At 62.2% G+C, this 22169-nt stretch carries 14 protein-coding genes; 9 read left to right on the forward strand and 5 right to left on the reverse strand.

Going from position 1 to position 22169, the window contains the following annotated elements; all coding sequences use genetic code 11:
- Window positions 1–39: 39 nt before the first annotated feature.
- The 5 genes from NMA58_RS17430 to NMA58_RS17450 form a co-directional block, all read right to left on the reverse strand.
- Window positions 40–210 carry a hypothetical protein gene (locus tag NMA58_RS17430; RefSeq protein WP_183698724.1) on the reverse strand — a complete coding sequence of 57 codons (171 nt, stop codon included), beginning with the start codon at window positions 208–210 and terminating at the stop codon, window positions 40–42.
- Between the two features lie 157 nt (window positions 211–367).
- Window positions 368–1885 carry a tripartite tricarboxylate transporter permease gene (locus NMA58_RS17435; RefSeq protein ID WP_011426797.1) on the reverse strand — a complete coding sequence of 506 codons (1518 nt, stop codon included), beginning with the start codon at window positions 1883–1885 and terminating at the stop codon, window positions 368–370.
- 87 nt (window positions 1886–1972) lie between these two features.
- Window positions 1973–2464, reverse strand: coding sequence for a tripartite tricarboxylate transporter TctB family protein (locus NMA58_RS17440; protein ID WP_097597242.1), 492 nt, complete (start codon window positions 2462–2464; stop codon window positions 1973–1975).
- Window positions 2461–3405, reverse strand: a complete 945-nt coding sequence (locus tag NMA58_RS17445) for a Bug family tripartite tricarboxylate transporter substrate binding protein (RefSeq protein ID WP_434711454.1) — start codon at window positions 3403–3405, stop codon at window positions 2461–2463. Before NMA58_RS17445 ends, NMA58_RS17440 begins: the two co-directional genes overlap by 4 nt.
- A gap of 293 nt (window positions 3406–3698) precedes the next feature.
- Window positions 3699–4745 carry an ABC transporter substrate-binding protein gene (locus NMA58_RS17450; protein ID WP_434711455.1) on the reverse strand — a complete coding sequence of 349 codons (1047 nt, stop codon included), beginning with the start codon at window positions 4743–4745 and terminating at the stop codon, window positions 3699–3701.
- A 322-nt stretch (window positions 4746–5067) separates the two neighbouring features.
- On the opposite strand from NMA58_RS17450, the gene NMA58_RS17455 reads away from it, so the two are divergent.
- From NMA58_RS17455 to glgB, 9 genes are all read left to right on the forward strand, one after another.
- On the forward strand, window positions 5068–6936 hold the full coding sequence (locus NMA58_RS17455; protein ID WP_434711456.1) for a TPR end-of-group domain-containing protein: 1869 nt from the start codon (window positions 5068–5070) through the stop codon (window positions 6934–6936).
- Window positions 6937–7029: 93 nt separating this feature from the next.
- Complete coding sequence (locus NMA58_RS17460; protein ID WP_085779464.1) at window positions 7030–7707, forward strand: response regulator; 678 nt, start codon at window positions 7030–7032, stop codon at window positions 7705–7707.
- On the forward strand, window positions 7704–9086 hold the full coding sequence (locus NMA58_RS17465; RefSeq protein WP_434711457.1) for a sensor histidine kinase: 1383 nt from the start codon (window positions 7704–7706) through the stop codon (window positions 9084–9086). The genes NMA58_RS17460 and NMA58_RS17465 overlap by 4 nt, the downstream gene beginning before the upstream one ends.
- 110 nt (window positions 9087–9196) lie before the next feature.
- On the forward strand, window positions 9197–12520 hold the full coding sequence (locus tag NMA58_RS17470; RefSeq protein WP_434711458.1) for a DUF2126 domain-containing protein: 3324 nt from the start codon (window positions 9197–9199) through the stop codon (window positions 12518–12520).
- A gap of 37 nt (window positions 12521–12557) precedes the next feature.
- On the forward strand, window positions 12558–14975 hold the full coding sequence (locus NMA58_RS17475) for a circularly permuted type 2 ATP-grasp protein (RefSeq protein WP_183698714.1): 2418 nt from the start codon (window positions 12558–12560) through the stop codon (window positions 14973–14975).
- A complete protein-coding gene (locus tag NMA58_RS17480) occupies window positions 14972–15859 on the forward strand; it encodes a transglutaminase family protein (protein ID WP_434711459.1) in 888 nt (295 codons plus the stop codon). Before NMA58_RS17475 ends, NMA58_RS17480 begins: the two co-directional genes overlap by 4 nt.
- Window positions 15860–15973: 114 nt before the next feature.
- Window positions 15974–17221, forward strand: a complete 1248-nt coding sequence (locus NMA58_RS17485; RefSeq protein ID WP_434711460.1) for a vWA domain-containing protein — start codon at window positions 15974–15976, stop codon at window positions 17219–17221.
- 275 nt (window positions 17222–17496) lie between these two features.
- Complete coding sequence (locus NMA58_RS17490) at window positions 17497–19959, forward strand: glycogen/starch/alpha-glucan phosphorylase (protein WP_183698709.1); 2463 nt, start codon at window positions 17497–17499, stop codon at window positions 19957–19959.
- Window positions 19956–22163, forward strand: coding sequence for a 1,4-alpha-glucan branching protein GlgB (gene glgB / locus NMA58_RS17495; RefSeq protein WP_434711461.1), 2208 nt, complete (start codon window positions 19956–19958; stop codon window positions 22161–22163). Before NMA58_RS17490 ends, glgB begins: the two co-directional genes overlap by 4 nt.
- Window positions 22164–22169 lie beyond the last annotated feature (6 nt).

Below are 22169 nucleotides of genomic sequence, written 5' to 3' on the forward strand. Positions count from 1 at the left end.
CGGTTGCGGGCTGTTTCATTCCTGCATGCCTTGAGCGGCTTAGCGGATGACCTGACCGAACAAAGCCGGATCGATGCCAAGCTCCTTGAGGTCGCGGGCGCGCGGACGACGGCCGGCTTCGACAGCGGCGCTGACCGCGTTGGCGGCGCTCAGCGCAGCAAATGCGCGGCCCAGGAAGCCGGCGTGGACTGAATTGCGGATGGCGGACATTGTCCTGTTCCTCTTGCTTTATGATTGACCACTCATAGATGGCGGTGCGCTGTCGCATCGACAATGCACGGAAAATCACCGCAGCCATGCAAAAAGAAGAGGCCGGCGCATGGTTCCATGGCCGGCCTCCAGGCAGGGGTAAGGTTGTCTTTTTCTTCTAGTCTTCGTTTGCCGCCAGCTGCGACAGCACCTGGCCCCGACCGCGGATGCGCAGGATCAGCGGGATCAGGAACGCAGCCGCCGCAACGATGAGAAGGCCTGCTGCGATTGGTGACATCACCAGCGTCGTCACATCGCCCTGGCTGATCGCCAGTGCGCGGCGCAGCTGCTGCTCGGCCAACGGCCCGAGGATGAGGCCGACGACGGCAGGTGCGATCGGATAGCCGAAGAGCCGCATCACATAGCCGAGCAGGCCGAAGGCGAGCAGCATGCCGAGCTCGAACACGGAAGGGTTGGCGCCGATCGTTCCGAGCGTCGCAAACAGCAGGATGCCGGCATAGAGCCATGGCTTCGGAATGGTCAGCAGCCGCACCCAGAGCCCGATCATCGGCAGGTTGAGGACGAGCAGCATTGCATTGGCGATGAGCAGGCTGGCGATCAGTCCCCAGACGAGCTGCGGATTGGTGGCAAACAGGAGCGGCCCCGGCTGCAGCCCGTATTGCTGGAAGCCGGCGAGCATGATCGCCGCCGTCGCCGTCGTCGGCAGGCCGAGGGTCAGGAGCGGCACCAGCGTGCCGGCGGCAGATGCGTTGTTCGCCGCCTCCGGTCCGGCCACGCCTTCGATCGCACCATGACCGAATTCTTCCGGGTTCTTCGCCAGCCGCTTTTCGGTCGAGTAGGACAGGAAGGTACCGATTTCAGCGCCTCCCGCCGGCATGGCGCCGATCGGAAAACCGATCAGCGTGCCGCGAAGCCAGGGCTTCCAGGAGCGCGACCAGTCCTGCGCGTTCATCCAGAGCGAACCCTTGACCGCCTCCACCTGCTCCGCGACCCGATTGCCCTGCGCTGCGATATAGAGCGTCTCGCCGATCGCGAACATTGCCACCGCCAGCGTCGTCACTTCGACGCCGTCGAGCAGGTCGGGAATGCCGAAGGAAAGCCTGGCCTGCCCTGTCTGCTGGTCGATGCCGACCATGGCAAGCGCGAAACCGATGAACAGCGCGGTCAGGCCCCGAAGCGCCGAATCTCCGAAGGCCGAGGAGACGGTGACGAAGGCGAGCACCATCAGCGCGAAATATTCGCGCGGCCCGAAGACCAGCGCCAGCTTGACGATGTAGGGCGCGATGAAGGCGAGCCCGAGCGTGGCGATGAGGCCGGCGACGAAGGAGCCGATCGCTGCCGTCGCCAATGCGGGTCCGCCGCGCCCGGCGCGCGCCATCTTGTTGCCCTCGAGCGCGGTGACGATCGAGGCGCTTTCACCCGGCGTGTTGAGCAGGATCGACGTCGTCGAGCCGCCATACATGCCGCCGTAATAGATGCCGGCGAACATGATCAGCGAGCCGCCCGGATCGAGCTTGTAGGTGGCCGGCAGCAGCAGCGCCACGGTGAGCGCCGGGCCAATGCCGGGCAAGACGCCGACGGCCGTGCCGAGCGTCACGCCGACCAGCGCGTAAACCAGGTTCATCGGCTGCATCGCAACCAGGATACCCTGCCATAGGAATTCGAATGTGCTCATCTTGGTGTCCCAGGCGGCGTTCCCGTCCGTGCCTTCGCAATCGGTCGCCGCGAAAAATCAAAAGAGCTGACAGCGCGTCCCGCGCTGTCAGAAGAACAGATGTTCGAGCGGGCCGGCCGGCAGCGTCAGCTGTAGGAGCTGCGAGAAGATCGCCCAGACGACAAAGCTGAAAACGATGCCGATCGGCAGCGAGATCCAGAGCTTGCGTTTGCCGAAGCCGCGTGCCGTCAACGCAAACAGGATACCGGTCGCAATCGAGAAGCCGGCAACGCGCAGAAGCAGCATCTGGCAGGCAAGACCGGCGACGATCCAGATGACGGGTGCCACTTCTTGCTTTTCTCGTTCCGGAAACTCGCCGCGCCAAGCTTCGGCGGCGGTCCAGACGCCAAGACAGAAGAGCCCGAACGCCACAACCTCAGGCACCGTCGCCGGACCGATGCGGGCGTACTGTGCGATCGTTTTCAGATGCGTTGCATCCCAGGCCATCACACCGGCGATGGCGAAGAGAAAAACGGCAATGATGAACGCCGCCCGATCAGGGCGGCGCTCGGTTGCCGAGGAGGTCTTATCCTCGCTCATTGAACAAGTCCGATCTCTTTAAGAATGCCCTCAGTGGCGGAGACGTCCTTTTCGAGCTGCGCCTTGAAGGCGTCGCCGGACAGATAGGTGTCGGCCCAGCCCTTGGTCTTCAGCGTTTCCTGCCAGGTGGCGGAGCTGTGTAGCTTCTCGAAATCGGCTGTGATCTTGGCTACCTCCTCGTCCGACAGGCCGGGGGCTGCGGCGACCATGCGCCAGTTCTGGATGCTGACGTCGGTGCCGGCCTCCTTCAGTGTCGGGGCGTCGACGCCGTCGATACGCTTGTCGCTGGAGACGGCGAGGAGACGCAGCATGCCTGCCTTCACCTGCGATTCGAACTCGCTGTAGCTCGAAACGCCTGCTGTGACCTGGTTGCCGAGAATGGCTGCGAGCGCTTCACCGCCGCCGGAGAAGGCGACATAGTTGATCTTCGTCGGGTCGACGCCGGAAGCCTTGGCAATCAGTCCTGCGGTGATGTGGTCGGTGCCGCCGGCCGAGCCGCCGCCCCAGGAAACCGAGCCCGGATCCTTCTTCAGCGCCGCGACCAGATCGGCCATGGTCTTGATGTCGGACGCGGCGGGAACGACGATGGCCTCATATTCGCCGGTCAGACGGGCAATCGGCGTCACATCCTTGAGCGTCACCGGCGATTTGTTGGTGAGGATGGCGCCGACCATGACATAGCCGCCGACGATCAACGAATTCGGATTGCCGGCAGCCTGGCTGGCAAACTGCGCAAGGCCGATGGTGCCGCCGGCGCCGGGAACGTTCTGGACCTGTACGTTGCCGGCGATCTTCTCCTGCTGCAGCGCAGCCTGCAGGGAACGGGCCGTTTGGTCCCAGCCGCCGCCGGGAGCCGCCGGCGCGATGATGGTGTAGTCGGCAGCATAGGCCGGCAGCGCGATGGCGGCTGCAAGAATGGTTGCGATGAACGTATGCTTCACGATGTGTCCTCCGTGGGCGGTTGAGCGAACCGCCTGTTATTCTCGAGTGAATCGGAAGGGGTGGCCGGCCAGCGGACGCAGTTGTCCTGAATGACGAGCGGAATGCCTCCCAAACTTCAATTCTCCGCCTCCACGGAGAAGAAGTAGCCAAAGCCACCACAACAACCTGTCATCTAGCTGACATGGGCCAGATATCCAGAAGGAGAAGCCGCTTTTTTGCCGTAATTGGGCCAGCAGCCCGCCGAAGGTGTAACAGATATTGAGGTCATGAACCGGCCGAAAGCTGGCCTTCTTCACTGTGCCCGCAGAACCTCGTTCCAGTGCGCGATCAGCCGCGCACGCTTTACCTGATCGAGATAGACCATCAGCCCGGGACTGACCGGCACCGGCCGAAGTTGGGCGCCGAGCAGTTCCTGCAGCGTATTGGCAGTGTTCTCCCCCGCCACCTCCGGGCTGACGGCCGGGATCTGCAGCTCGCGCGCCATGGTCGTCTGGCCCTCCTTCGACATGAAAAAGGCAAGGTAGCGGCGGCCGAGCTCCGGCTCGGCTGCAGCCTGCGGCACCAGCCCGATGCGCGACATCACCACCGTATAGTCCTTCGGCAGCACGATGCCGACATCGGGGTGCCGCGAAGCCCAGTCGGCGGCGTAGGAACCGAGAATATTATAGCCGAGCACGAAGCGCCCGTCGGCGACGCGTTCGAGGATCGCCGAGCTCGTCGAGTAGAGCTTGACGCCGGCCGCGCCCATCGCGCCGATCACCGACCAGATGTCGCCGAATTGCTCCTGGTCGCGCGCCATGAAAAGAAAGCCGACACCGGAGCGCTCGATATCGTAGGTGCTGATCCGGCCATAGACCGCATTGCCCTTGCGCTTCAGATAGTCCACGAATTCCGCCCGCGAGCTCGGCACCGGCTCGTGCGCAAAGCTCGGCTTGTGATAGACAAAGACCGCCGGCTCGAAGGTCAGCGCATAGGCGGTATTGCGCCAGTTCGCCCATTTCGGCCAGGCAGCACTCATCGGCAGATTGCTGACCTGCGCATAGCCGTCGTTGGAAAGCTTCACCTGCAGGTCCATCGCTGAGGAAAAGGCAAAATCCGCCGTTTTGCCGCCCGCATCGGTTTCTCTGACGATCCGGTCGTAGATTTCACCGGTCAGCATGTCTTCATATCTTACCGCGACATCGGGATTGGCCTCCTGGAAACCGCGGATCATCGGCTGTGCCAAGGGCTCGTCAAGCGAAGAATAGACCGTCAGCACCGGTGCGGCGGCATCGCCCGACTTCGCCGGAAAGAAGGCTTGGTCCGCCAGGACGCAACCCGGCCAGAACGCCAGCAGCAAAATGCAAATTCTCCTCATGCAGCAACAATGCCTGAGCGCACAGAGAGGAGCAAGGGCGCTGGATCGAAGCTGCCGACCGGGAAACATCAATCCGGACAATAATGTCGCTTTCCTCAATGGGAACGGCCTCTTCACCACAAAGGATTAGCGATCAGTTCCATGCTTCACCCCTTTAGAGTATTGATGAAGAACCGCGACGATATATGGTCGCGCTGCCGCGTCAAAACGTCGAAGCCGCCCGAACTTGTTTTCGGGGACGACTCTACGCGACAAAAACTCTAGAAAAAGCTAGACTATCCTGGGAAGATCCATGGGAGGGGTCATGGAACGACGACTGAGCGCTATTCTCGCTGCGGATGTCGTCGGCTACAGCCGACTGATGGGCATGGATGAGTCAGGCACCTTGCAGGCGCTGAACCGCCATCGCTGCGAGCTGATTGACGTTCGGATTTCCGACTACAAGGGCCGGATCGTCAAACTCACCGGCGATGGCATCCTTGCCGAATTCCAGAGCGTGGTGAATGCCGTCGCCTGCGCTGCCGAAATACAGCGCAGCATGTCGGCCCGCAACGAGAACGTGCCGAAGGACGAGCGCGTTGAATTCCGCATCGGCATAAATCTCGGCGATGTCGTGGTCGAGAACGGCGACATATTCGGCGACGGCGTCAATCTTGCCGCAAGGCTTGAGCGTATCGCAGCACCGGGCGGCATCGCCGTGTCGGCCTCCGTGCGCGACCAGGTCGGCTCGCGCCTCAATCTCGGCTTCGAGTTCATCGGCGAGCACATGCTGAAGAATATCAGGCAGCCCGTTCAGGTCTACACCGTCACCTTGGCGCCACCCTCCTCCACCAGGCTGGTGGCTGAGAACCGCAATACCTGCTTCATTGCCGTGCTGCCCTTCACAAATATGAGCGGTGACGCCGATCAGGATTATTTTTCCGATGGCATCACCGAAGACATCATCACCGATCTTTCCAAGATCTCGAGCCTGCACGTCGTGCCGCGCAACACCATCTTTACCTACAAGGGCATATCGGTGAAGTTGAAGCGCCTCGCCCAGGAACTCGGTGTGCGCTATGTGCTCGAAGGAAGCGTACGCATCTTCGACAAGCGCGTACGCATCTCCGGCCAGCTGATCGACACTGCCAATGGCGACCATCTCTGGGCCGAACGTTACGACCGCGACCTTACCGACATCTTTGCCATCCAGGACGAGATCACACAGGCGATCGTCAGTCAGCTGAAGGTGCGCCTGCTGCCGGAGGAGAAGAAGGCAATCGCCAACGAACCGACGGCCAATGTCGAGGCTTATACCTATTATCTCAGGGGTCGCCAGCTCTCCCACACCTGGACAAAATCCTACCTCGAGCTCGCAAGGCGCATGTTCTGCAAGGCCGTAGAACTTGACCCTGATTATGCCCGGGCCTATGCCGGCATCGCCGATTGCGACGCTGCGATCCGCGACTGGGCGCCCGACGATGTGCCGCTGAGGCGCATTCTCGATATGAGCGCACGGGCCCTTCAGCTCGACCCCGATCTTCCCGAGGCCCACGCCTCGCATGGCTTGGCCCTGCATCAGAGCGGCCTCGATGATCGTGCGGCGGCCGCTTTCGAACGTGCCCTCACGCTCGACCCGAACCTTTTCGAGGCGAATTTCCATTACGCCCGGTTCTTCTTCATGCGCGGCAACTTTGCCAAATCCGTTCAATATTTCACCCGCGCCGCCGAAATCCGCCCTGACGACTACGTCTCGCCGATCCATCTGATGTCGGCCTACCGCTCCCTCGGCCGTCCGGTGGATACGGAAAACTGGGCACGACTCGGCCTGCTGCGCGCCGAACGTGCGCTGAATCTCAATCCCGAAAACTCCGGCCCGGCCCATCGCGGCGCGCTGGCGCTTGCCCATCTCGGCGATGCGAAGCGGGCGCGCGACTGGGCCGCCCGCGCGATCGCCATCGATCCCGACGACATTGTCGCCCAGTACAATCTTGCCTGCGTCTATTCCGTCCTCGGCGATACCGACCGAGCAATCGACCTGCTCGAGAAGCTGCTGCCGCACAGCTCCGTCTATCATATCAAATGGTTCGACAATGATTCCGACCTCGACAACATCCGCGAGGAGCCCCGCTTCCGGAAATTGTTGGCGATCGCAATGACGGAACGTGAACGGGTCGAGAGGACCGGGAGCTGAAATCTCGTCCCCGGCCATTCACTTAATTTTGAAAATCGCTATGACATCGCTCGGTCACCTCTGTAATCTCCTTTGAAAACAGAGGGAACATCCGTGCGCATCCTCCTCACAGAAGATAATATCGCGTTGGCCGACGGCCTGTCGGCGATTTTGCGCGGCACGGGCCATGCCGTCGATGTCGTCCATGACGGCGCATCCGCAAATGCGGTTATCGCCGCGGAAAATTTCGATCTTGTCATTCTCGACCTCAACCTGCCCGAGATGGACGGGCTCGACGTGCTGCGCGCCATGCGCGCCCGGCAGAACCAAGCAGCCGTCCTGATCCTGACGGCGCGGGGCACGCCGGAAGAACGGGTGAAGGGTCTCGATCTCGGCGCCGACGATTATCTGATCAAACCGTTCGATATTACCGAATTCGAGGCCCGCGTACGCGTGCTGCTGCGCCGCCAGGCCGGGCTGCGTTCGGCGACCGTCGGTTTCGGCGGCATTTCCTTCGACCTCAATTCCCGCACCTTTTCATCAGGCGATACCCCGCTCGATATTCCCGCCCGCGAACTCGGCTTGCTCGAAATCCTCTTCATGCGGGCCGGCAAGGTTGTGGCCAAGGAGGCGATCATCCAGTCGCTGACGGCCTTCGACGACGATATTTCCGCAAACGCGATCGAGCAATATGTCAGCCGGCTGAGGAAACGCCTCTCGCCGCACGGCCTGACGGTCAAGACCGCCCGCGGCATCGGATACTATCTCGACAAGCTGCCCGGGGCCTCATGAAAGCCGCCTACTCCCTCAGGCGCCGGCTGCTCTTCTGGCTGCTGATCTCGACCGCCGTCATCGGCACGCTGGCGCTCGCCGATACTTATCGCGAAGCGGTCCAGACGTCGAATATCGTCTCCGACCGCGTGCTCGCCGGCTCCGCTCTGGCAATTGCCGAACGCGTCGTCGTCGCCGAAGACGGGACATTGCAGGTCGACATTCCCTATGTCGCTCTTGAAATGCTGACCTCGGCGGCGCAGGACCGGGTCTTCTACCGTGTTGACGGCCCTCCGGGTCAATTCATCACCGGCTATCAATCCCTGCCGGTCCTGAAGAAAACGCCCGGCAATGCAGCGGCCTTTGCCGACGACAGCTTCCGCGGCGAACCGATCCGCATCGCCACTCTCGAGCGCTCGGCCTCGACGGGCATCCGCTCCGTGCCCTTCGTCGTGACGGTCGCCGAAACCACCATCGCCCGTCGGCAATTGACGCAGGCGATTCTCGTACGTTCGGCGCTACGTCTCGCCTTCATGATCCTGGGCGCGGCGGTGATCGTCTGGATATCGGTCACGGTGGCGCTCCGCCCGCTCTACAAGCTCGGCGACGCTATCGGCGAACGCAGCCCTGACGATCTGCATCCGATCGAACAAACCGTGCCGAGCGAGGTCGAGCCGCTGGTCGATACGGTGAACTCTTTCATGGTCCGCCTGCAGTCGGCCCTCGATGCGCTGCGCAATTTCACCGGCAACGCCAGCCATCAGTTGCGCACGCCCTTAGCGATCATCCGCACCCAGCTCGCCCTTTCCGCCCGCGCCGGCACGCTCGATGAAGCCCAGGCGGCGGCGCTGAAGGGAGACCAGGCCGTGGCGCATGCCGAGCGCATGCTTGCTCAGCTTCTCCTGATGGCGAAGATCGACGCCGCCACGGCCAAGGAGGCGCTGACCGCCTCCGCCATCGACCTTGCGGCAATCGCTCAGGAAATCACCGGCGAGCAGATCCCGGCGGCCGGCGTCGCCGGCATCGATCTCGGCTTCGAAGGCGAAAGCCCGGCCATGATCCGCGCCGAGCCGCTGCTGATCGGCGAGATGCTGCGCAATCTCGCCGGCAACGCCATCGCCTATGCCGGCAAAGGGGCTGAGGTCACCGTCCGCATCATCGCAGCCGCCGACACGGTTCGCCTCGAAGTCGAGGACAATGGTCCCGGTATTCCCAGCGAGAAGCTGGAGGCGGTTCGCAGGCGCTTTTCGCGCGGCAATGATTCCGGCGCGCCCGGCGCCGGCCTCGGCCTGCCGATCGTCGAAGAAATCGCCAATCTTTTCAACGCGGCTCTGACGCTGGAACCGGGCGCGGGCGGCAAGGGTCTGAAGGCGGCGGTCACCTTCGCCAAAGCGGCCTAAAAGCCGCCGCGTCCTCGAAGTTCGGCCCTTGCTTTCTTTCGCTGCATTGCACACACTGACTTCGGGAACAGCAAGCCGCACAATGATGCGCGCCGGATAAAAAGAGAAATATGTCGATCAAAGCCAGCATCTATCATCTGACGCATTATACCTACGACAAACCGGTCCGCCTCGGCCCACAGATCATCCGATTGAAACCGGCCTCGCATTCGAAGACGCGGGTGCTCAGCCACTCGTTGAAGGTCACGCCCTCCAACCACTTCGTCAACCTGCAGCAGGACCCCTACGGCAATTACCTCGCCCGCTACGTCTTCCCCGATCCCGTGACCGAGTTCAAGATCGAGGTCGACCTGGTCGCCGACATGACGGTCTATAATCCCTTCGATTTCTTCGTAGAGGAGGAGGCGACCAAGTGGCCGTTCGACTATCCTGAAACCATCCGTGAGGATCTGTCGATCTACATGACGCCGGAGCCCGCCGGCCCGCGTCTCAAGGCACTGCTGCCGACGCTCGATTGGTCGCCGGGCCAGCCGACGATCGATATGGTCGTCGGTTTGAACGCCCGCCTGCAGCGGCAGATCGGCTATGTCATCCGCATGGAAGCCGGTGTGCAGACGCCGGAAGAGACGTTGGAAAACGCCAAAGGCTCCTGTCGCGACACCAGCTGGCTGCTCGTCCAGATCCTGCGCCATCTCGGCCTTGCCGCGCGCTTCGTCTCCGGCTACCTCATTCAGCTGACGCCTGACCTAAAGGCGCTCGATGGCCCCTCCGGGACCGAAGTCGATTTTACCGACCTGCATGCCTGGGCCGAGGTCTATCTGCCGGGTGCCGGCTGGGTCGGCCTCGATCCGACCTCCGGCCTCCTGACCGGCGAAAGCCATATCCCGCTTGCAGCGACGCCGCATTACCGCAACGCTGCGCCGATCTCGGGCGGCTATTTCGGCGAGGCCGAAACCGAATTCGCCTTCGATATGAAGGTCTCGCGCGTTGCCGAGCATCCGCGCATCACCAAGCCCTTCTCCGATGACAGCTGGAACGAACTCAACGAACTCGGCGAGAAAGTCGATCGTATCCTCGAAACCGAGGATGTGCGCCTCACCATGGGCGGCGAGCCGACCTTCGTTTCGATCGACGATTTTCAATCCGCCGAATGGAACACCGAGGCCGTCGGCCCGACCAAGCGCGAAAAGGCGGACGCGCTCATCCGCCGGCTTCGCACCCGCTTCGCCCCGAACGGCTTTCTGCATTACGGCCAGGGCAAATGGTATCCGGGCGAAAGCCTGCCGCGCTGGACCTTCTCGCTCTACTGGCGCAAAGATGGCTTGCCGATCTGGTCCGATGACAATCTCGTCGCCACCGAGGGCCGCAATTATGAGGTCACGGAGGATGATGCCGGCCGGCTGCTCACGGCGATTGCCGGCGAGCTGGATGTGTCCCCGGAATATGTCGCGCCGGCCTTCGAGGATCCCGCCGAATGGCTTACTAAGGAAGCGAACCTGCCGGAGAATGTCGATCCGGCGAATTCCAAGCTCAAGGACGCCGAGGAGCGCAGCCGTATCGCCCGTGTCTTCAATCGCGGACTGACCCGGCCGACCGGTTATGTCCTGCCTGTTCAGGCCTGGAACGCGCGCGCCAGCGGCCGCACCTGGACGAGCGAGAAATGGTCGACGCGGCGCGGCCGCATCTTCCTCGTGCCGGGCGACAGCCCGGTCGGCTATCGTCTGCCGCTCAATTCGCTCGCCTATATCCCGCCCTCGCAATATCCCTATATCAACCCGCTCGATCCGTTTGTGCAGCGCCCGGAACTGCCGGATTTCGCCGAGGATAGCGGGCGTCCGCTACTGGCCGCGCACTTCCAGCCCTTCACCGGCCAGCAACCGGCGGCACCTCAATCGTCGAACGAGATCGGCGGCCACGTCCGCACCGCGATTTCCGTCGAGCCGCGCGACGGCCGCCTCTGCGTCTTCATGCCGCCCACAGAAACGCTCGAAGATTATCTCGATCTCATCGCCTCGACCGAACGAGCGGCCGCCGCTCTCTGTCTCGCCGTTCACATCGAAGGCTATCCGCCGCCGCAAGACGAGCGCATCAACGTCATCCGCGTCGCCCCGGATCCCGGCGTCATCGAAGTCAACATTCATCCGTCCTCGACATGGAAAGAGACGGTCGACATCACCACTGCCATCTACGAGGAGGCCCGCCAAAGCCGTCTCGGCGCCGACAAGTTCATGATCGACGGCCGCCATACCGGCACCGGCGGCGGCAACCATGTCGTCGTCGGCGGAAGCAATCCGAACAACAGCCCCTTTCTGCGCCGCCCGGATTTGCTGAAGAGCCTCGTGCTGCACTGGCAACGCCATCCCTCGCTTTCCTACCTCTTCTCCGGGCTGTTCATCGGCCCGACCAGCCAAGCGCCGCGCATCGATGAAGCCCGCCACGACAGCCTCTACGAGCTGGAAATCGCACTGGCGCAGATCCCGGCGCCCGGCCGCGGCCAGCAGCCTTTGCCCTGGCTCGTCGACCGCCTGTTCCGCAACCTCTTGATCGACGTGACCGGCAATACCCATCGCGCCGAAATCTGCATCGACAAGCTCTTCTCCCCCGATGGCCCGACGGGCCGCCTCGGCCTGGTGGAGTTCCGCGGTTTCGAAATGCCGCCGAATGCCCGCATGTCGCTGGCCCAGCAGCTGCTGGTGCGTGCGCTGATCGCCCGCTTCTGGATGAAACCGGCCGACGGCAAGTTCGTGCGCTGGGGAACCTCGCTGCACGACCGCTTCATGCTGCCGCATTATGTCTGGGCCGACTTCCTCGATGTGCTGGCGGACTTGCGTCAAAACGGCTTCGATCTCAGCCCTGAATGGTTCAAGGCCCAGCTCGAATTCCGCTTCCCCTTCTGCGGCGAGGTCGACTATGAAGGATCGAAGCTGGAACTGCGTCAGGCGCTGGAACCTTGGCACGTCATGGGTGAGCAAGGCGCGATCGGCGGCACGGTTCGCTATGTCGATTCGTCCGTCGAACGCCTGCAGGTACGCTTCGAAACCAGCAATACCGCGCGCTACACCGTCACCTGCAACGGCCGCGTCCTGCCGCTGACGCCGACCGGCACGTCGGGCGTATCGGTCGCCGGCGTTCGCTACAAGGCATGGCAGCCGGCTTCGGGCTTGCATCCGGTGCTGCCGATCAACACACCTTTGACTTTTGACATTTATGATACATGGTCGAAGCGTTCGATTGGCGGCTGCATCTATCATGTTGCCCATCCGGGCGGCCGGACCTATGACACCTTCCCGGTCAACGGCAACGAGGCGGAAGCAAGGCGGTTGGCCCGCTTCGAGCCGTGGGGGCATACGGCGGGCGGTTTCATCCCGCGCGCCGAGACGGGTTCGCCGGAATTCCCGCTGACGCTGGATCTGAGGCGGCCTGCCGGCATTTGAGACCCGGGGGCAGAGGCCGAGGGTGAGGTTGGGTTTGATGGGTAAGAGACCGGCAGTGGAGCGCAGGCAAGAGGCGGAGAGCAGCATCGGCAAGGATGCGGCCTTCGGCTATGCGCCGCTTCCCGGCACCGCCGACGAGATGGTCGACAATAAAGGCACGGTCCGCCCCGTCTGGCAGCGTTTCCTCTCGCATCTCGGCGCAATGCCGGAAAAGGATCTCGCGGAGCGTTTCGCCCGCGCCGACCGCTACCTCAGAGACGCCGGCGTCTTCTACCGTGCCTATGGCAGCAAGGGAGCCGGCGAACGCGCCTGGCCGATCTCGCATATCCCGGTGCTGATCGACGAGCGCGAATGGCAGGCGCTGTCGGCAGGCCTCGTCCAGCGCGCCGACCTCCTGGAGGCGATCATTGCCGATATCTACGGCGAGAACCGGCTGGTCGAGGAAGGATTCCTGCCGCCGGCGCTGATCGCCGCCAATCCCGAATTTCAGCGCCCGCTGGCCGGCATCCGGCCGGCATCCGGCCACTATCTGCACTTCTGCGCCTTCGAAATCGGCCGCGGGCCTGACGGCAATTGGTGGGTGCTGGCAGACCGCACCCAGGCTCCCTCCGGCGCCGGCTTCGCGCTTGAAAACCGCGTCGCGACGACCCGCGCCTTCTCCGACATCTATGCCGAAACGCCCGTCCACCGCCTCGCCTCGTTCTTCGGCGCCTTCCGCGATGCGCTGCAGGACATGAAACATTCAGGCGACGACCGCATCGCCGTCCTGACGCCAGGTCCTGCCAACGAGACCTATTACGAACACGCCTACATTGCCCGCTATCTCGGCTTCATGCTGCTCGAGGGCGAGGATCTCGCCGTCGTCAAGGGCCGCGTGATGGTCCGCACCGTCGCCGGCCTGAAGCCGATCGGCGTGCTCTGGCGCCGCCTCGATTCGGCCTTTGCCGACCCGCTGGAGCTGAACCAGAATTCGCATATCGGCACGCCCGGTCTCGTGGAAGCGCTGCGCGCCGAAAGCGTCACCATCGTCAACGCGCTCGGCACCGGCATTCTCGAAACCCGGGCGCTTCTCGCCTTCATGCCGACCATCTGCCGGCATCTGCTGGGGCAGGATCTGAAACTGCCGTCGATTGCCACCTGGTGGTGCGGCCAGAAGGAAGAGCGCGAACAGGTCGCCAAGAACATCGAAAAAATGGTGATCGGCCCGGCCTATTCCCGTGCGCCCTTCTTCGACGACAACGGCGAATCCGTGCTCGGCTCGTCGCTGCGGGCAACGGCCAAAGATTCCATCGCCAACTGGCTGAATTCGGACGGTCAGAAACTGGTCGGTCAGGAAGTCGTCACGTTGTCGACGACGCCCGCCTGGGTGAATGGCAAACTCATGCCGCGGCCGATGTCGCTGCGCGTCTTCGCTGCCCGCACGGCAAACGGCTGGCAGATCATGCCCGGCGGTTTTGCCCGCATCGGCTCCGGCGCCGACGTCTCGGCGATCGCCATGCAGTCCGGCGGAGCAGCCGCCGACGTCTGGATCGTCAGCGACAAGCCGGTCGAGCGCCACACCCTGCTGCCGGCCGAGGGCAGCTTTACCCGCAACATGCCGGGCAGCCTGCCGAGCCGGGCGGCCGACAATCTGTTCTGGCTCGGCCGATATATTGAACGCGCCGAAGGGGCGTTGCGGATCCTGCGCGCCTGGCATGCGCGTTATGCCGAAGCCGCCGATCCGAGCCAGCCGCTGCTCGCCGACGTCTCCGCCTATCTCGCGGCCGTCGATATCGATACCGCCGAGCCCGTGCCCGAGAGGCTCCTGCGCAACATCGACAGCGCCGTCTATTCCGCCAGCAACATCCGTGACCGCTTCTCGCCCGATGGTTGGCTCGCCCTCAACGATCTCGCCAAGACCGCCCGCCGCTTTCACGCCACCGTCACTGCCGGCGATGACGCCAGCCATGCGATGACGATCCTCCTGCGCAAGCTCGCGGGCTTTGCCGGCCTCGTGCACGAGAACATGTACCGCTTCATGGGCTGGCGTTTCCTCTCCCTCGGCCGCTATATCGAGCGCGGCCTGCACATGACGCGCCTGCTCGGGCACATGTCCGGCCCGGAAGCGCCCGACGGCGCGCTCGACATGCTGCTCGAGATCGGCGACAGCGTCATGACCCATCGCCGACGCTACAACGTTAACACCGCGCGGCTGACCGTCACTGACCTGCTTGCGCTCGACCCCCTCAACCCGCGCTCGGTTCTCTTCCAGGTGAACGAGATCCATCATGAGGTCGAGCAACTGCCGAACGCCCTGATCAACGGCCAGATGTCGCCCTTCTACCGCGAGGCGATGCGGCTTCATTCCGGTCTGGCGGTAATGACGCCGGAGGGCATGGGGGTCGAGGTCTACCAGCGGCTCGAACGCGAATTGGAGCAGCTTTCCGATCTGCTCGCCCAGACCTATCTCGGGTGACGGCAGTGCTTTACGATCTATCGCTCCGCATGGGTTACAGCTACGACGTGCCGGCCTCCGGCGCTCGCCATATCATGCGATTGATGCCGCTGTCGCTGAGCAATCGGCAACGCCTGGTCGCCGGCTCGATCACCATCTCGCCGACGCCGGACGAGCAGTCTCATTTCGTCGATTTCTTCCAACATCCCGCCACCTCCTTCATGCTGCGGACGCCGCATGAGACGCTCGACATTCGCATGCAGGCGCGTGTGCAGGTCGAAAGCCTGCCGATCGCAGCAGATTTCTCGCCGCTGCTTGCCGACTTGCCCGAGGAAATATCCGGCGTCTGGTCACTTGCGCCGGATTCGCCGCATCACTTTCTCGGCGACAGCCCGCGCCTGACGCAGACGCGCGAGATTGGCGATTACGCACGAAGCTGCGTCACGCCCCAGCTGACAGCCATGCAGATCGCCCATGCGCTCTGCGCCCGCATCAATAAGGATTTCACCTACGATTCCGACGCAACCGCGGTGGACACGACCCCCCTCGAAGCGTTCAGGCTGAAGCGCGGCGTCTGTCAGGATTTCACCCATGTCATGATCCTGGCGCTTAGAAGCCTCGGCATTCCGGCCGGCTACGTCTCCGGTTTCCTGCGCACCATTCCGCCCCCCGGCAAGGAACGGCTGGAAGGGGCGGACGCCATGCATGCCTGGGTGCGGGTCTGGTGCGGCGAGACCATCGGCTGGATCGAACTCGACCCCACCAACGACATCCCCGCCGGCATGGACCACATTGTCGTCGCCTACGGCCGTGACTATTCCGACGTCGTTCCCGTCATCGGCGTGTTGAAAAGCTATGGCGGCCAGCGCGCCGTTCAGGCGGTCGACGTCATCCCGCTGAAATGATCCCAAAATTGGAAAAATTAGCCGATTCGTTAAAATTCTATTGACGCCGTAAGGACTGCGTAAAGAAGCCGCGTGCGTAAATCACCTCACAGGGTTTCCAGTTGGGTGAACATGATGAGCACATCCATTTTGCGTCCCTGCCTGCGTCGCATGTTCAGCGATCGAGGCGGAAATTTCGGTATCATGACGGCGATCTTGGCGCCGGTTCTGCTCGGCGCTGCCGGCATGGCAATCCAGGTCGGTGATATGCTGCTCTCGAAACAGCAATTGCAGGAGGCGGCCGATTCAGCCGCGCTGGCAACTGCGACTGCGCTGGGGAACGGCACGATCCAAACCTCTCAGGCGGAAGCCTTCGCGCGGAATTTCATCGCCGGGCAAATGGCGAATTACCTGCAGGACGGCGTCGATATCAAGAACGCGACTGCCGTCAATGTCCAAACGAGTACATCGGGCGGCTCGACATCCTACCAGGTAACGGTTACACCGAGCTACGACCTCACGGTCAATCCGCTCATGCAGGCGGTCGGCTTCAGCACGCAGCATCTTTCGACGTCAAGCACGACGGTCAGTGGTCCTTCTCAAACCCCGGGCTCCAATTCCCAGGGCTCCATCTCCATGTTTCTCGCGCTCGATAAGTCAGGGTCGATGGGAGACCCTACTGAAACCGTCAACAAGGATGATCCGACGGAAACCTTCACCTATGACTGCAACCCCCACCTCAACAAGAAGGGCAAGTGGGTTTACGACACCTGCACCGGCAGCCGCACCAACTACTATACGAAGATAGAGGCGCTGAAGATGGCCGCTGGCAATCTTTTTGGCCAGCTCACCAGCGCCGATCCCAACGCCCAATACGTACGCACCGGCGCAGTCTCTTATGATATCGTTCAATACACACCCAGCACTCTTGCCTGGGGAACTGCCGGTGCCTCGAGCTACGTCAACGCGCTTCAGGCAGGAGGTGGCACCAATTCGAGCGGGGCGATGAGCACGGCGTATTCATCCTTGACGGCAAAAAATGCCGCAGGTAACGATGCCGAGGACGCCGCCCATACGCTGAAGACCGGGCAGATACCCAAAAAGTACATCGTCTTCATGACGGACGGCGACAATAACGACGATAGCAGCGGCGGCCGTTCCTATGACACCCTGACCAAGGCGACATGTGACATCGCCAAGTCGAAGGGCATCGAAATCTATACGATCGCCTTCATGGCGCCGCCGGGCGGTCAGGCGCTGCTGCAGTATTGCGCCTCCGATGCTGCCCATTATTTCCAGGCGGAACAAATGGAAGACCTCCTGGCCGCGTTCAAGGCGATCGGAGCGAAGGCTTCCACACAACTGACGCGTCTGACTAACTAGCGATACCGCCAGGTGAAATGCCGAACAAAAAGCCGCGCCGGAGCAAACCGGCGCGGCTTTTTGCTATCCCTATCCTCACATCAGATCGGGAAAAGCAATTGAAATCAACCCCCTCAATTCGCGCGAACATGAAGGTTTCGCAAATTTTTCGTTTGTCCAAATCCTTTGTTGCAAGTGCTTCCTAACGATGCATAAACTGTCGCAAGCGCAGGCGACAAATCGATTAAATCAGGCATAACAGCCTGATACAAAATTAAAATTGGCGAGATCTGACCATGAATACCGTTTCCAAGCCGGTTATCCCCTCTCCCGCTCCCCGCAGCTCAAGGCCGGAAATTCTCGCTGAGGAAATCATCGAACGTCTGACCTATCGCATCGGCAAGGATGCCAAGGTGGCAAAGCCGCATGACTGGCTGACGGCGACGATCCTCGTGGTGCGCGACCGTATCATCGACAAATGGATGGCCTCCACACGCGAGGTCTATGCGACCGGCGCCAAGCGCGTCTATTATCTTTCGCTCGAATTCCTGATCGGCCGGCTGATGCGCGATGCCGTGTCCAATCTCGGCCTGATGGAAGAGGTTCGCGATGCGCTGGCCTCGCTCGGCGTCGACGTCAATGTCATTGCCGGCCTGGAGCCGGACGCAGCGCTCGGCAATGGCGGCCTCGGCCGCCTCGCCGCCTGTTTCATGGAGAGCATGGCCACGGTCAATGTTCCGGCTTATGGCTACGGCATTCGTTACGTCCACGGCCTATTCCGGCAGCAGATGGCCGACGGCTGGCAGGTGGAACTGCCCGAGAACTGGCTCGCCCACGGCAATCCCTGGGAATTCGAGCGCCGCGAGAGCTCCTATGAAATCGGTTTCGGGGGCTCTGTCGAATTCATCACCACCCATGACGACCAGCCGCGATACGTCTGGAAGCCGGCCGAGCGCGTCATCGCCGCCGCCTTCGACACTCCGGTCGTCGGCTGGCGGGGAAAACGAGTCAACACGCTACGCCTCTGGTCGGCGCAGCCGATCGACCCGATCCTGCTCGATGCTTTCAACGCCGGTGACCACATCGGCGCGCTGCGCGAAAGCAACAAGGCCGAAAGCCTGACCCGCGTCCTCTATCCCGCCGACGCCACCCCTGCCGGCCAGGAACTGCGCCTGCGCCAGGAGTTCTTCTTCTCGTCGGCATCGCTGCAAGACATTCTGCGCCGCCACCTGCAGCAATATGACGATTTCACCTCGCTGCCTGACAAGGTGGCCATTCAGCTGAACGACACCCATCCAGCCGTCTCGGTCGCCGAACTGGTGCGCCTGCTCTGCGACGTGCACGGTATGGATTTCGACCAGGCTTGGGATATTACCCGCCGCACCTTTTCCTACACCAACCACACGCTACTGCCCGAAGCCTTGGAAAGCTGGCCCGTTCCGCTCTTCGAGCGCCTGCTGCCGCGCCACATGCAGATCGTCTACGCGATCAATGCCAAGATCCTGCTCGATGCCCGCAAGGGCAAGAACTTCTCCGACAGCGAAATCCGCTCGATTTCGCTGATTGAGGAAAGCGGCGACCGCCGCGTGCGCATGGGCAATCTCGCCTTCATCGGCTCGCACTCGATCAACGGCGTCTCGGCCCTGCACACCGACCTGATGAAGGTCACGGTGTTCGCCGACCTGCACAAGCTCTACCCCGACCGCATCAACAACAAGACCAACGGCATAACGCCGCGCCGCTGGCTGCAGCAGTGCAATCCCAGCCTCACCGGTCTGATCCGCGAGGCGATCGGCGATGAGTTCCTCGATGACGCCGAGAAGCTGCGCCCGCTCGAGGCGCATGCTTCCGACCCGAGCTTCCAGCAGAAGTTTGCCGCAGTGAAGCGGGCCAACAAGGTGGCCCTTTCCAATCTCGTCGCCAGCCGCATGGGCGTGAAGCTCGATCCGTCGGCGATGTTCGACATCCAGATCAAGCGCATCCATGAATACAAACGCCAGCTTCTGAACATCATCGAAGCCGTCGCGCTTTACGACCAGATCCGCTCGCATCCGGAACTGGACTGGGTGCCGCGCGTAAAACTCTTCGCCGGCAAAGCGGCGCCGAGCTATTACAACGCCAAGCTCATCATCAAACTCATCAACGACGTCGCCCGCACCATCAACAACGACCCGTCGGTGCGCGGCCTGCTGAAGGTCGTCTTCGTGCCCAATTACAATGTCTCGCTCGCCGAGGTCATGGTTCCCGCCGCCGACCTTTCCGAGCAGATTTCGACCGCCGGTATGGAAGCCTCCGGCACCGGCAATATGAAGTTCGGCCTCAACGGCGCGCTGACGATTGGCACGCTCGACGGCGCTAATGTCGAGATGCGTGACAATGTCGGCGAGGATAACATCGTCATCTTCGGCCTTAGGGCCGACGAGGTCGCCAAGGTCCGCAGTGATGGCCACAACCCCCGCGCCATTATCGAAGGCTCCCGCGAACTCTCCCAGGCGCTCTCAGCCATCGGTTCCGGCGTCTTCTCGCCCGATGACCGTAATCGCTACACGGCGCTGATCGACGGCATCTATTCGCATGACTGGTTCATGGTCGCCGCCGATTTCGACGCTTATGCCCAGGCCCAGCGCGACGTCGACCAGATCTGGACCAACCAGGCGGCCTGGTACACGAAGACGATCAACAATACCGCACGGATGGGCTGGTTCTCCTCCGACCGCACGATCAGGCAATATGCAGACGAAATCTGGAGAGCCGGATGAAAACGCCGAAAACCCTCCCTGAAGTAAAGCTTTCCTGGGAAATTTCGGCAGATGAAATCACGGCGATCCTTGCCGGCTCGCATTCCAATCCCTTTGCCATCCTAGGTGTGCACCAAGCCGACGACGCTTTCGTTGCCCGGTGCTTCATCCCGGGTGCCGAGGAAGTGACCGCCATGACCCTCGATGGCGGCATCATCGGCGAATTGAATCAACTCCACGCCGATGGGCTCTTCGCCGGGCCGGTTTCGCTCGCGAAGCTGCAGCCGGTGCGCTACCGCGCCCGGCGCGGTGACGCCGAATGGGCAGTCACCGACCCCTACAGCTTCGGGCCGGTGCTTGGGCCGATGGACGATTATTTCGCCCGTGAAGGTTCGCATCTGCGCCTGTTCGACAAGATGGGCGCGCATCTCATCAAACATGACGGCGCGCAGGGCATCCACTTCGCGGTCTGGGCGCCGAACGCCCAGCGCGTTTCCGTGGTTGGCGATTTCAACGGTTGGGACGGCCGCCGCCATGTCATGCGCTTTCGCGCCGACAGCGGCATCTGGGAAATCTTCGCTCCCGATGTGCCGCTCGGCGTCGCCTACAAGTTCGAGATTCGCGGCCACGACGGCGTGTTGCTGCCGCTGAAGGCCGATCCCTTCGCCCGCCGCAGCGAGCTCAGACCCAAGACCGCCTCGATCGCCGCTGCCGAGCTGGAGCAGGTCTGGGAGGATGAGGCCCATCTGAAGCACTGGCGCGAAACCGACAAGCGCCGACAGCCGATCTCGATCTATGAGGTGCATGCCGGCTCCTGGCAGCGCCGGCAGGACGGCACCATGCTATCTTGGGACGAACTTGCCTCCAGTCTCATCCCCTATTGTGTCGACATGGGTTTCACCCATATCGAATTTCTGCCGATCACCGAGCATCCCTACGACCCCTCCTGGGGCTACCAGACGACCGGCCTTTATGCGCCGACCGCCCGCTTCGGCGAGCCGGAAGGCTTTGCCCGCTTCGTCAACGGCTGCCACAAGGTGGGCATTGGTGTCATCCTCGACTGGGTACCGGCGCATTTCCCGACCGACGAACACGGCCTCGGCTGGTTCGACGGCACGGCGCTCTACGAGCACGAAGACCCGCGCAAGGGCTTCCATCCGGACTGGAACACGGCGATCTATAATTTCGGCCGCACCGAAGTGGTTTCCTATCTGGTCAACAATGCTCTCTACTGGGCCGAGAAATTCCATCTCGACGGCCTGCGCGTCGATGCCGTCGCCTCGATGCTCTACCTCGATTATTCCCGCAAGCACGGCGAATGGATTCCGAATGAATATGGCGGCAACGAGAACCTCGAAGCCGTCCGCTTCCTGCAGGACCTCAACATCCGCATTTACGGCCAGCACCCCAACGTCATGACCATCGCCGAAGAATCGACCTCCTGGCCAAAAGTCTCGCAACCCGTGCATGAAGGCGGGCTCGGCTTCGGTTTCAAATGGAACATGGGCTTCATGCATGACACGCTGAGCTATATGAAGCGCGACCCGGTGCACCGCAAACACCATCATAACGAGCTCACCTTCGGCCTCCTCTATGCCTATTCGGAAAATTTCGTCCTGCCGCTGTCGCACGACGAGGTCGTTCACGGAAAGGGCTCGCTGATCGCCAAGATGCCGGGCGATGACTGGCAGAAGTTCGCCAATCTGCGCGCCTACTACGCTTACATGTGGGGCTATCCCGGCAAGAAGCTGTTGTTCATGGGCCAGGAATTCGCCCAGTGGAGCGAATGGAGCGAGGATCGGTCGCTCGACTGGAACCTGCTGCAATATCGTATGCACGAGGGCATGCGGCGCCTGGTGCGCGACCTCAACTTCACCTATCGCAGCAAGCCCGCCCTGCATGAGCGTGACTGCGAGGGCGACGGCTTCGAATGGCTGATTGCCGACGACGGCGAGAATTCCGTCTTCGCCTGGCAGCGCAAGGCGCCGGGCCAGAAGCCGATCGTCGTCATCACCAACTTTACTCCCGTCTACCGCGAGAACTACTTGTTACGCCTGCCTTCCGCAGGCCGCTGGCGGGAGATTCTGAATACCGATGCCGACATCTATGGCGGTAGCGGGAAGGGCAATGGCGGGCGCGTGCAGGCCGTCGATGCCGGCGGCAATATCACCTGCTCGATCACGCTGCCGCCCTTGGCGACAATCATGCTTGAACCTGAAAATTAAGACTGG

It is taken from the genome of Rhizobium sp. YTUHZ045, from assembly GCF_051124255.1.
Taxonomy (GTDB): domain Bacteria; phylum Pseudomonadota; class Alphaproteobacteria; order Rhizobiales; family Rhizobiaceae; genus Rhizobium.